The sequence below is a fragment of the Colwellia sp. MB3u-8 genome (assembly GCF_014076985.1).
Lineage (GTDB): Bacteria > Pseudomonadota > Gammaproteobacteria > Enterobacterales > Alteromonadaceae > Cognaticolwellia.
In genome coordinates, this window is sequence record NZ_JACGVA010000030.1 from 1 (window position 1) to 12,523 (window position 12,523).

General features: G+C 39.9%; 8 protein-coding genes and 6 tRNA genes. All 14 read right to left on the reverse strand.

The features are described 5' to 3' along the window. Positions 1–373: 373 nt before the first annotated feature. The 14 genes from H4J54_RS00220 to H4J54_RS00285 all read right to left on the reverse strand — a co-directional run bounded on the left by H4J54_RS00220 (position 374) and on the right by H4J54_RS00285 (position 12,508). Complete coding sequence (locus H4J54_RS00220) at positions 374–1,066, reverse strand: glycerophosphodiester phosphodiesterase family protein (protein WP_220464143.1); 693 nt, start codon at positions 1,064–1,066, stop codon at positions 374–376. A gap of 134 nt (positions 1,067–1,200) precedes the next feature. Next, on the reverse strand, positions 1,201–3,177 hold the full coding sequence (locus H4J54_RS00225; RefSeq protein ID WP_182188845.1) for a tetratricopeptide repeat-containing sulfotransferase family protein: 1,977 nt from the start codon (positions 3,175–3,177) through the stop codon (positions 1,201–1,203). A 142-nt stretch (positions 3,178–3,319) separates the two neighbouring features. Next, positions 3,320–5,719, reverse strand: a complete 2,400-nt coding sequence (locus tag H4J54_RS00230) for a TonB-dependent receptor (protein ID WP_182188846.1) — start codon at positions 5,717–5,719, stop codon at positions 3,320–3,322. Between the two features lie 398 nt (positions 5,720–6,117). Beyond that, positions 6,118–7,455 carry an MFS transporter gene (locus H4J54_RS00235; protein ID WP_182188847.1) on the reverse strand — a complete coding sequence of 446 codons (1,338 nt, stop codon included), beginning with the start codon at positions 7,453–7,455 and terminating at the stop codon, positions 6,118–6,120. Positions 7,456–8,069: 614 nt separating this feature from the next. Further along, a tRNA-Leu gene (locus H4J54_RS00240) sits at positions 8,070–8,156 on the reverse strand. Positions 8,157–8,218: 62 nt separating this feature from the next. Beyond that, positions 8,219–8,294, reverse strand: a tRNA-Gly gene (locus H4J54_RS00245). Positions 8,295–8,363: 69 nt separating this feature from the next. Beyond that, positions 8,364–8,439 (reverse strand) — tRNA-Gly (locus H4J54_RS00250). A 64-nt stretch (positions 8,440–8,503) separates the two neighbouring features. Next, positions 8,504–8,590, reverse strand: a tRNA-Leu gene (locus H4J54_RS00255). A gap of 4 nt (positions 8,591–8,594) precedes the next feature. Beyond that, positions 8,595–8,668, reverse strand: a tRNA-Cys gene (locus H4J54_RS00260). 71 nt (positions 8,669–8,739) lie between these two features. After that, positions 8,740–8,815 (reverse strand) — tRNA-Gly (locus H4J54_RS00265). A gap of 142 nt (positions 8,816–8,957) precedes the next feature. Beyond that, positions 8,958–9,542 carry a CDP-diacylglycerol--glycerol-3-phosphate 3-phosphatidyltransferase gene (pgsA, locus tag H4J54_RS00270; RefSeq protein WP_182137737.1) on the reverse strand — a complete coding sequence of 195 codons (585 nt, stop codon included), beginning with the start codon at positions 9,540–9,542 and terminating at the stop codon, positions 8,958–8,960. Between the two features lie 74 nt (positions 9,543–9,616). Then, positions 9,617–11,470, reverse strand: coding sequence for an excinuclease ABC subunit UvrC (uvrC, locus tag H4J54_RS00275; protein WP_259366970.1), 1,854 nt, complete (start codon positions 11,468–11,470; stop codon positions 9,617–9,619). 2 nt (positions 11,471–11,472) lie between these two features. Beyond that, positions 11,473–12,117 carry a UvrY/SirA/GacA family response regulator transcription factor gene (gene uvrY, locus H4J54_RS00280; RefSeq protein ID WP_182188848.1) on the reverse strand — a complete coding sequence of 215 codons (645 nt, stop codon included), beginning with the start codon at positions 12,115–12,117 and terminating at the stop codon, positions 11,473–11,475. Between the two features lie 136 nt (positions 12,118–12,253). Continuing rightward, on the reverse strand, positions 12,254–12,508 hold the full coding sequence (locus H4J54_RS00285; RefSeq protein ID WP_182188849.1) for a hypothetical protein: 255 nt from the start codon (positions 12,506–12,508) through the stop codon (positions 12,254–12,256). Positions 12,509–12,523: the final 15 nt, after the last annotated feature.

Below are 12,523 nucleotides of genomic sequence, written 5' to 3' on the forward strand. Positions count from 1 at the left end.
TCAACAAAGGTGAATGTCCAACTAATGAATATTTATTCAAATTAATATACATAACTTAATATTAACATTCAACACGTTAATTTTACTTTTTGAATATAGCGATGTAGAAAGACAGATTAAATCCCGCTTTATACATAAAAGCGGGATATGAAGGTAGGCTGTATGTATATACAGTATTAATTTAAAATTAATAAGGAATGATTATGAAATCTGAATTGCTCTCGTATTTCAAATAAACTATGTGGACAGTATGTTTCGCCAAGTCGTAAACCCAACGAATATAGGTTTGTTGAGTTATCATTTAAAAGTGCCGTACTTGCATACAGTCAAGTAACGGTTGTTTGAGTGGTGTCATATAGTTAAGTGGCTTTGTTTAGTGTAATCTTTCTGGAAAATTACAAAAAATACCATCAATATTCAGTTTTTCCATTTCGGCAATATCATCATAATCATTAACCGTATACACATAAACTTTTAAACCGTTGTTATGGGCGTGGTTAACAAAGTCCTGGTTAATAAAGTCTACACTTAAATTAATCGACTGGGCATTAAGTTGAACCGCACAATCAGAATAAGAAAGTGGTATACCGTCAAGTAAGGCACCAATAGGTATTTGGGGAGCTAGCTGTTTAAATTTATTTAATTCATGATGATCGAATGAAGAAACCATAAAATCAAGCGCTGACCAAGCATGTTTTTTAATATATTTATCTATGACTTGATACGTTGCAAGGGCTGTGTTTCTGCCCTTTAGCTCTATATTTACCATCACTCTTTTATCAACAAAGTCTAAGACCTCTTCGAGTGTTGGGATAAGTTCACCTTTACCCGCATCTAGTTGTCTTAATTGTGCAAACGTTTTATCTTGGGTATAGCCAACACCATTAGTTGTTCTGTCTACTTTATCGTCATGGATAACGACAAGCTCACCTGTCTTGCATACGTATACATCTAACTCTATCGCATCAACATTTAATTCTATTGCTTTTTTAAAAGACCTTATCGTGTTTTCTGGCTCATGTCCCATTGCACCGCGATGTCCAATTTTTAGTATTTTTTTAGCCAAGATTGATTCCTTTATATTTTAGATATAATAATAGTTAACGGGTGCTAAAAGCTGCTGGTTAATTGCAGACACCGCGGCTTCTTTATTGACCCTTAATGCCAATAAAGAAAATGCAGTGCTTGCTTATTTGAGGCTTACTTAGGACTGCTTAATGCTTTTTTCAGTGGCCCTAGATGTGATTCATAGTTGCGCCATTGTTCCAGACCACTTTGATAAATAGGTTGGCGAACCTGCTCAGAACTTGGTGTACGAACAGCACGTTTATTGGTGTGAAAATCAATACAGGCCTGTTCAAAAGGCAAACCACAGTAGTCCAATATACGCCGAACTTGAGTGTCTAAATCAGCAACCACATCTTCATATTGTACCCGTAAAATTTTGCCTGGTAATGCTTTGTCCCAGTGGTCCATTATTTCAACATAGTTGCGATAATAATTGCCAATGTCCTCAAGATCATAGGAAAACTGTTGGCCTTCGCCAAAGAGTTGTTTATAACCGCTAAAACAACAAGATAAAGCGTCACGTCTGGCATCTATAATTTTAGCGTTAGGGAGAGTTAGATGGATAAGAGCGATATGTCTAAAATTGTTTGGCATCTTGTCGATGAAAAAAATCGCTCCTTGGCGATGATGCTGAGTGTCTTCAATATAACGTTCGCCCATTTTAGTCAGCTCATCAGCTGATAACTCTTTTAGGATGCTGGGATATCTCGGCTCATCCTGCTTGGCTTGTCGTCCATTCAAGCGGTGTGCTAAGCCGATGATATTGGCCAATTCCATCGTGCCATCAACCTGTGAGTGTGAAGCAAGAATTTGTTCTAAAAGTGTTGAACCCGCGCGTGGTAGTCCAACAATAAATATCGGATCAGGGGCAGAACAACCGGCAAGTTTATTACGTTCAAAAAACTCGGTATCAAAATTATTTTTCTGAAATTCAAACGATAATTCTAGAGATTTACGATCAAATTGGTCTTGTTCGCTTTTCAGTTTATTGCCGCGATGGTAAAAAAAGAAAGCTTCATCAAAGTGTTCGCTGTCCTCCAAGTCTTTACCTAGGGCAAAGCAGAAATGAATTTTATCATTTATCGCGGTTGTCGGGCTTGCTTCCTGATCCCGCATTTGCTGGCGTTCATTGGCAGTAAATCGGTAAGTTTTTAAATTGGCCAAACTCCAGAACGCATCGCCAAAATCAGGTTTGATACTATAGCTTTTACGGTACGCGGTAATAGCGTCGTCAACACGGCCCATTGTTTTTAAAGCATGGCCTAGGGTTAGGTAGATTGAATTATTGGCTGCGTTGTTATGCAATACACTTTCAAAGGTGCTAATAGCCGCTTCAAAATCTCCGGTTGCCTGTTGCGCATTGCCAAGGCCAATTTTAAAATTTGAATTTTTTGGGTCTGAATCTAACAGAATTTTTGCTTGCTCAAGTGCCTTTTGAAATTTTTGTCGCTTATGCAGCACATGAACATAGTCCAAACGGGCCCTTTTATAGTTTGGTTCAAATTCAAGGCAGCTAGCTAATAAGAATTCTGCGTCGTCAAGAATTTGAAACTTTGTCCCTAACTCAGCCAGTAAGCGCATAGCTTCTGGTTGATGTGGATTGTCTTTGAGAAAGTGACGACAGAGCCATTCTGCGCGATGTAATTGTTTTTGGTATATTAGGCTAGAAACAGAAACCAATGCCGGTGGCAGGCTAGAGAGCCATTCAACACGCTGCTTAGCTTCTTCACGCATTGGATAGTCAGGCTCTGCAGCAAGTACACGCCAACTGCCAAACAATGCTGGGTTTAAGGTAACCGCTTTTTCAAAGCACGCTATGGCTTGGCTAGTGTTTGCCATTGCTTTGTGAATATAACCTTGCTCTTGATGAGCTCTGCCGTGCTCAGGCATTTTTACTAGAATTTGATCAAGACTTGCCATGGCTTGGCTATGCTTTTGTTGTTTACGCTGACAAACGGCAAGACAATAAACACCTTCAATATGTCCTGGATTTTCCACCAACATATCTTCAAGATTTGCAGATGCTTGGCTTAAGTGGCCTTTCTTAATCAAGAGTTGACACTGTTTAATCACTTCGTCAGGTTGGAGGTTTTTCAATTGATTTGGCAAAATAATCTCTCGCTAAATATCAAGATACCATTGATATTATCTATGAAGGTTCAGAATCTATAAAGGTCCAGAAAAAAATAGGTCGGCGTGATTAAACGCCGACCCTAACCTATCTTAAAATACTTTAAAATAATGTCAAATGCTAATAATCATAGCTTAGTCTAAAGCCAATAGTACGAGGTCTTGTCGGTGAAACCCTGTAGATATTATCGGCTGAACCTGCGGCAACTTGTCCAAGAGAGTCGGTAGCATTGTCAATAAAGAACGTTGCTTTCCAGTCATCTTTGCCAATAGAGGCTGACAGGTTAACCTGAGTATAAGACGGTAATTCAACACGGTCAGCATCAACTAGACTGTTAAAACGTGAGTCTGTCCACTTGAATACGCCTTGGAAAACAGCAGAAAAATCGCCGATTTCTTGATAGTAACGTCCGCCAATAACGCCTTCACTTTCTGGTGCGTAAGGCAGGTTTGACCCTACCGGTGTGATATTCACTAGCGTATTTGGAATATCGGTCAATTCTGAATCTATATAGCTAAATGAGCCAAAAAGATCGACATTATCGGTCGCCGCCCAATTAAGTTCAGATTCAAGACCATTGATTTCAGACGATCCAACATTGTCAAAAAATGAGTTGTTGGCGATACTAAGATCTAGAACACCTTGCTGCATATCACTGAAGTCAACATGATATATAGCGCCGTTAAAACGTAATGTATTGTCAAGCCAAGCTGTTTTCCAGCCAAATTCAACACTGACGACAGTATCGGTATCAAAGGTCGCTGGAATGCCACCCGTGCCAGCTGAACGGTTGAATCCGCCGCCTCTAAAGCCTTCTGAATACGTGCCATAAAACATCGCGTCAGCATTCATTTTCCAGCGTATATTGGCTTTGTAAATAGTTCCTGATATCGTTGCAGGAGTCAAACCAGCCAGTCTTGAATCGACATTGGTTCCGGCATCAGCTTCTGGTCCAGATGCTCTTTGGCCAAAAGGCGATTGTCCCATTAAGCCCATTTCAATTTCGTAGTGACGAGCACCTAAGGTTACGGTGACATCGTCAGTAACATCGTAAGCAAGTTCACCAAATACCGATAGCTCTTCGCGATCTGTTTGGTAATCATTGAAGTAGGTTACGCCAGGAGGTCGAGCACTACCATCTGTATTAGTAAAAGCGCCCGGTATTGGGAAGTTTGGTGAGAAACCTGCAGCAATAGACCCAGCATAGTTGAAGTCAGTTAAGGTGTTAAGTTGCTGATCATCATAGAAAACACCACCAATCGCTCGAAAACGATCTTCAGCATTGGTTGCCACACGAATTTCGTGTACAACACGCTCTGTTTCGAATTGCTCAGAAGTCGTCATCACAGGACTAAAACATTCATCATAACCTGGGTAACTACAAGTGTAGTAAGGCACATATGGGCCTATTTCAATATAAGCCGTGTAATCAGTGTTACCTTGGAACGTTCGGTTGGTGAACGAGCCGTTATAGATAACTTCAAGTCCGCCAAGCATACCATTTAGCGTCCATTGTGTGAGGTCGACCTTATCATCACCTACAGTAGGAGAGAAAGTCGAAGCATTTAAGTCACCTTCAGAACTAATAGCCGGGTCGTATTCGAAAGAGCCTTCAGTATCAAGCTGTTGGTTTGTGTGTTGTACTAACAAATCCCAATCGTTATCGATTTGCCATAATGCACTAACTCTCATGCCTCTATGTGTCGCTTCATTGTAATCATCTTTTGCAAGCGTAGCGTTACTTACCACCTGTCGAGATGAAGGAACGCTGCCACCTAATGCTGGATTAGTCAATGGTAATTGAGTCGTGGCAAGGGCATTATCAATAAAGCCAGCATCGGTAGAATTATAAGCCGCAATTCGTATTGCAAATGTATCGTCTACAATGGGAAGATTGAGATAACCCTCAGTTTTATTACTGATGCCACCACTCTTAGTAGATGACATACCTACCTCACCACCTGCCCTGAATTCGTCTAATACCGGTTTATTGGTAATAAGACGTACAGTACCTGCCTGTGAACTAGCGCCAAATAATGTACCTTGAGGACCTTTTAAAACTTCAATGCGTTGTAGATCAACTGCATATAAGTCTATATTACGACCAGGCGTGGTGATTGGTGCTTCGTCGAGATAAAAGGCAACACTTGGCTCGCCGCCAATGCCAGCCAGTCTGACATCAGAACGACCCGCGGATACACCGCGGATATATGTTTCTTGTTTACCGGGACCTTGACCTTCAGAGCTAACACCTGGTAGCAATGCAATGTAGTCTTCAAAACTATCAATGCCTAGTTCTTGAAGTTTTGCACCACTCATCGCCTGTACAGCCAGCGGTACAGTTTGTTGGTTCTCTGCTCTTCGAGTTGAAGTAACAACTATAGTTTCGACCTGACGTTCGGTCTCAACTTTTTTGTCTTCTACTGTACTATTTTCTTGAGCTTGTACTGTGCCATTGCTCAATGCCAGAGCGATCGCCATAGTCAGTGCTGTTTTAGCGGGTCGGTTTATATGATACATGTATATCCTCGTTGATTATCTTCGTTGATTATCTTTTTGCAACTTAGCCAATTTTAATTGCTACTAAGTAAATTAATATCTTAATTGTGAAGCAAAGCGCTTATCAACAGCGACATCCTTTTGCCTCTTAGCGACAAACCGTTAACCATAATTAGAAAACGGCTCTAGCCTAGAAATTATATGTTTTATAACTCCATTATTTAATATGGCAGAAATTTTGACGCTATAGCATACTACAATGTTTAAAAAATTACTGGATTTAGGGGAAATAAACAGTAATCTTCGGTGAAAAGTCTCTATTTAGAAGAAGTTTTTTTGAGCCACCCGCCAATATTACTTGGGCGGATGGCGATAAAATTTTTACAAAAATTAAACAATTTACCTGATCAGCGCTTAATTCACACTTCCCCTGACTTTGCCGCTTTATGTTCTGCATGCATAAATGCCCAAACAGAGATAATACCAACCGCTGAAATCAATATAAGCATATTCATAAAACTGGACCAACCACCCGCACTATCTGCCAATCTTCCACCAATAAAAGCAAATGTTGCACTGGCCGCAAAGCCAAAAGCATCAATGAAACTCACCAGTTTTGCACTATGTGGGCCACCATATTCGATGGAGAATATTGACATAGGTAAGTAATAAGCGGGAGAAATTGAAAAAGCAAATAAGAAAATAGCACTCAAAGCCACTATGTAGTTCACCTCAACACTGAGGTTAAACCAAGTTAAATATTTCAAGGTCAGTACACTCAATAAACTCAGCGTCATCGCGATAGTTAATACTGTCCGTATGCCCTTTTTTGAAAAACGGTCGTAAAATGCGATCGACGCTAACAGTCCAGCTAAAGAACCGACAGGAAATATAGTAGAAGCCATTGCTGCCTGTGAGGGTGATAATTGGTAAGTTTCCATAAGATAAACCGCAACAAAGTCTAAAAAGGCCATCATACAAGTAAGCATCATTAGCATGAGCACGACCAACCAAACTCTAGGGCTTTTAACAAATGCCTGCATACCCGCTAGCATACTTGTGCCCTGAAGTGGGTGATTGTATTTGTTATCAATCGCCTGTTTTGATGCTTTCGCCAACTCTATACCTTCGGCGCTGGTGTCGGTATGATCACCTTCATTTTCTCTGAAAAAATTTGGGTTTTCAGGTTTTTCTTTCAGGAAAAAATAACAACCAATAAATATAACCAATGCAAAGGCCGCAGCGATGAAGGCTACTGAGCGCCAATGCATAAAGCTTAACAACCAACCAAAAAATAACGTCGCTAACACCACACTAAATCTAGAACTGGTGGAAATAATACTCCACACCCGCCCGTAATGATGAGGATGATACCATTCTCCAACCAGTTTAGTCATACCTGGCCAGCCTGAAGACTTTGTGCAGTAAAGCAAGAATGAAAAAACAGTAAAAGCCATTACATTAGGCGAAAGTCCAAAGGCGATGACAAACAGCGCAGTAAGAAAAATTCCAATTAAAAAAGTAAAGCGCCCACCAATCACATCAGCAAGAGGCCCCCAGATGAGTTTACCCACCAGTGCACCTAGTGTGCCATAAGCTGCAAAGTCTCCAAGATTTGTTTTTGTTAAGCCTAAGGTATCATCGGCAAGCATGGCAGGGCTTAGAATAGTAATCATTTGACGGCAGATCATCATGGCGGCATAACCAAGATACATGGCGATAATAATATTTAATTGTTTTGGGGGTCGGATAGACATAATTTCTCTGTGAACTGTTGCAATATAGTTGACGGGGCTGCTATAAAACTAGGGCTCTGTTGGGGTTAATTGTTATTATTATTGTTTAGACGAGACTATGTTGCTCAGTAGCTTACGTCAAATTAACGCATAAACAGTCAGCATTGAATGATACTAGACTTAAGTAAAATAAGGAAATTTCTCTCCGTACTATTTCTATTAGTCAGATTTTGGTAAATAAAGCTTAAATTTTTAGTCTCGATAATGTTAAAAATATTGTTATCGGTAGTAATAAATTCAAATGGCGTAAACGAAAATAGTGGTTGAATTTTTATTTAGGTGTTCGAGAGGTAGCATTGAAGGCTTGTGCTGATAGTCATGATACAAGTATGAGTGAATTTATGCGTGATGAACTTATGCGTGGTAAATTTAAACAAAGGTTTAAGTCGTTAAAAGCATAAAAATTTTCAGACAATCTAAATATTAATACAAAACATGAAATCTAGTCAGTGACTATTACAGAGAGGTAGTTAAAAATTTATATATACCATACTGGCAAGGTTTTGATTATATTGGGGGAAATTTGAATTGCTATAGAAGTTTTAATTTACTCAACAGAAGGTAAAATAAAAAGATGGTACCCGAGGCCGGACTTGAACCGGCACACTCTTACAAGCGAGGGATTTTAAATCCCTTGTGTCTACCAATTCCACCACTCGGGCATCGAGAGTATTTTTTATAGTAGAGATTGGGACCCTACTTTGACCGTAATAACTGTCATATTTGGAGCGGCTGACGAGACTCGAACTCGTGACATTCACGTTGGCAACGTGATGCTCTACCAGCTGAGCTACAGCCGCTTCATGGTCTTAATTTATAACTAGCAAAATTATCACTAGCAAACTAAGATTTTTAACACGTTTAAAATTTGGAGCGGCTGACGAGACTCGAACTCGTGACATTCACGTTGGCAACGTGATGCTCTACCAGCTGAGCTACAGCCGCTTCATTATTTTAAACTTTCCCATACATACGCCAATATGTATTAATTCTTACTGCACCAATGAAATGGTACCCGAGGCCGGACTTGAACCGGCACACTCTTACAAGCGAGGGATTTTAAATCCCTTGTGTCTACCAATTCCACCACTCGGGCAATGTGGAGGCGGGTCCCGGAGTCGAACCGAGGTACACGGATTTGCAATCCGCTGCATAGCCACTCTGCCAACCCGCCACTTACATCAAATACTACTTTCATTTACTACCCTAAGGTAGTCTTCCCTATATTTTTCTCTTAAGAGAAATTGGAGCGGCTGACGAGACTCGAACTCGTGACATTCACGTTGGCAACGTGATGCTCTACCAGCTGAGCTACAGCCGCTTCATGTGCTGACTCCCTGTCAACTGGAAACGCATTCTACATTGAAAAAATTATGAGTCAACCCTTTAATATCAATTTTATTTTGACTGCTCAAAAAGCGACTAATGTGGTGTTTTTTTAACTAAAAACAAGCTATTTAGCACTAATTAATCTTAGTTAACTCTGGCCAAGCCGCTTTGAAATAAATCACCATAGACCAAAAAGTAAGCACGGTGGCAATGGCATAAAAACTAAAAGCGGCAAAAAGTAAAATTTCATGGGGAAATTCAAACAAAATTAATGGGATATCATAAGTCGGATACCAAATTAATCCCATAATACCTAACATTTGTGTGGCCGTTTTATATTTACCCATTTGTGAAACAGCGATTATTTCTCTTTTACCTCGTGAAGACATGAACTCACGTAAAGCACTAATAAATATTTCGCGCGCGATCATTAATATCGCTGATATTGATATCCACCACACTTGAAGGTCTTGAATCAAAATTACCAGCGCAGCAACCACCATTAACTTATCAGCAACGGGATCAATAAAAGCACCAAAGGCAGACGACTGATTAAGTTTTCTTGCTAAATAACCATCAAGCGCATCACTCACAGCGGCAAACCAAAAAACAACAAAGGCACCAAAATGATTCCACGACACGGGCAAATAAAACACCACGATAAAAACCGGGATTAAAACAATTCTAAATAAAGTAATTTGGTTGGGGATTGTCCACATAATATGTCTTATATTCTTATCGTTAACTAATTAAAATTGTATCGAAGTAAAAGACATTTTACACAGATTGTGAGTTAATTGTCATGCAAGGCGTCATAAATATTTTCTGCCAATACTTTACTGATACCCGGCACTTTTTCTAGCGCGGTTCTGTCTGCCTTTAATACTTCTTGTAAGCCACCTAAATATTGTAAAAGCGCTTGTCTTTTCTTAGCCCCTATTCCTGGGATATCTTCTAATGTAGATTTTTTACTGGCTTTTTGTCGTTTCGCTCTGTGTCCCGTGATGGCAAACCGATGCGACTCATCTCGTATATGTTGTACAAGGTGCAGTGCAGGTGACGTAGCAGGTAACGATATGAGTTGATGACTACCGGCTAATATTAAGGTTTCTAGCCCTAGCTTTCTTGACTCACCTTTCGCAACCCCGACCAATAGCGGGGTTTTTACTTTATCTACGCCGGCAAAAAATTCTTCAGCTTTTGCCAACTGCCCTTTACCACCATCGATAAAAATAATGTCTGGCATTTTTTCTTCACTGGTGACTTTGCTATAGCGTTTATCTAAAGCAAATGCCATCGCGGCATAGTCATCACCTGGCGTAATGCCATGCACGTTGTAACGTCGATAATCACTTTTTAATGGCCCTTCTTGATTAAACACCACATTTGACGCGACGGTTTGTTGTCCCATAGTATGGCTAATATCAAAACATTCAATGCGTGATATACCATTGGTTAGTTCAAACACTTCATTTAATGCGACAAATCTTGCCTGCATTGATTCTTTATGAGAGTTTCTCGTCATTAAAGCCGTTGCAGCATTAGTGCAAGCTAATTTAAGGTATTGCGCGCGCTCGGTGCGAACATTATGTGATATTTTCACTTCATGCTCTGCTTGGGCGCTAATGACCTGAACTATGTCTTGTTGGTTTTCAATGGCCTCAGGGATAATAATTTCTTTTGGGATAGCGCCTAAGTTAAGTTCATTACCAATATAATGTTGGCTAATAAAAGCGGCCATTATTTCAGCATCGCTGGTATCAACGGGCACAGTTGGAAAATAACTTTTACTACCTAATATTTTATGTTCTCGAACAAATAATAAGTGAATACAAGCTTGAGACTTATGACGATGAAGCCCGATAACATCCATTTCCGCGGCAGAGCCACTGACAAACTGTTGCTGCTGAACTTTTCTTAAGGTCGCAATTTGATCTCGGTATTTTGCCGCATGTTCAAAATTGAGCGTTTTACTGGCGTTTTCCATATTCTCTACTAGGTGTTCAATCACAATCGAGCTTTTGCCCTTGAGAAACAATTTGGCTAACTGCACTTGCTTTTGATAATCCGTTGGCGATATTTTATCTACACAAGGTGCTGAACAACGGCCCAACTGGTGCTGTAAGCATGGCCGACTTCGGGCGCGATAGTAGCTGTCTTCACATTGTCTTAGTGGAAAAATTTTTTGCATTAAGCGCAAACTCTCCCAGACAGCACCTACCGTTGGGTATGGCCCAAAGTAATCACCTTTAACTTTTTTACCGCCACGGTGTAAACCTAATTTTGGATGTTTGTGATCTGTGATCAGTAAGTAGGGATAGGTTTTATCGTCGCGCAGTAAGATATTATATTTTGGTTGATACTTTTTAATATAATTGTTTTCGAGGATCAGCGCTTCGCCTTCCGTATGGGTTACGGTAACGTCAATAGCAGAAATTTGTTTAACCAGTGCGCGCGTTTTATTACTGCCCACATCTTTGCGAAAATAACTCGCTAAACGTTTTTTTAGTTGCTTAGCTTTTCCAACATAGATCACCGTTTGGGCTATGTTGTACATACGATAAACGCCAGCTTGTTCAGAAACGGCCGCTAGGAAGGCTTTATGATCAAATGAGCTTTCATCATTTGATAAAATTTTATCAGACAATGCTATAGCACTTCAGTTTTTAACATACCATGGCGAATAGCCAAATGCGTTAGCTCAACGTCATTACCGACATTAAGCTTATCAAACATACGATAGCGGTAGCTATTAATGGTTTTAGTACTTAGCACGAGTTGTTGTGAGATATCAGGTACTTTCTCGCCACGCGTGATCATTAACATGATTTGCAATTCACGTTCAGACAAACTACTGAACGGATTTTCATCTGGGGATTTGAATTGGCTTAACGCCATTTGCTGGGCAATCTCTGGTGTTATATAACGTTGACCACTATGAACAGCACGAATCGCATTGATCATTTCATCAGGACCGGCACCTTTGGTTAAATAACCTGCCGCGCCAATCTGCATAACTTTTGTCGGAATGGGGTCAGTGCAATAAACGGTTAACACAATAACTTTTACATCAGGTGCATAACGAATAATTTTTTTTGTTGCCTCTAAGCCACCAATGCCTGGCATGTTCATGTCCATAAGGACAACATCAGGCTCAACTTTACGACAAAATTGCACGGCTTCTTCGCCTGTTTTAGCTTCACCGATCACCTTAAGTCCTTTTACTTCGTCTAGGATTTTTCGTATTCCAGTACGAACCAACTCATGGTCATCAACTAACAAAACATTTATCAACGTAGAATTACCTTATTATCACTTTATAAAAAGCAGCAGAATTAATAAAAAGAATATAGCGAATTGGTCTCTAACACAATATAAATTCTTGCTTTTTCTCTAATTCATGACTTAATCAAGGTCGTTTCAGTCATGATTACAGCTCGTTTTTATTTAGCCAGTTATTTAACAAGTTAATTTGGCCATTTTTATATGCCGCATAAGTCAAACGCACGGCATTACTTAAAATGATACTGTCATTCCATTTTGTTTGCTCGGCAATCAGTTCGTAACATTTTTGCGCTTCTGGTGTCAGATAACCGCGCATTTCTTTTTTACCGCGAACTTTTTGCCGTTCACGATAACGTTTTTGTTTTTCCGCATTAGTTAATGCTTTCTTTTTTATATTCATCAATACCTTACCTAT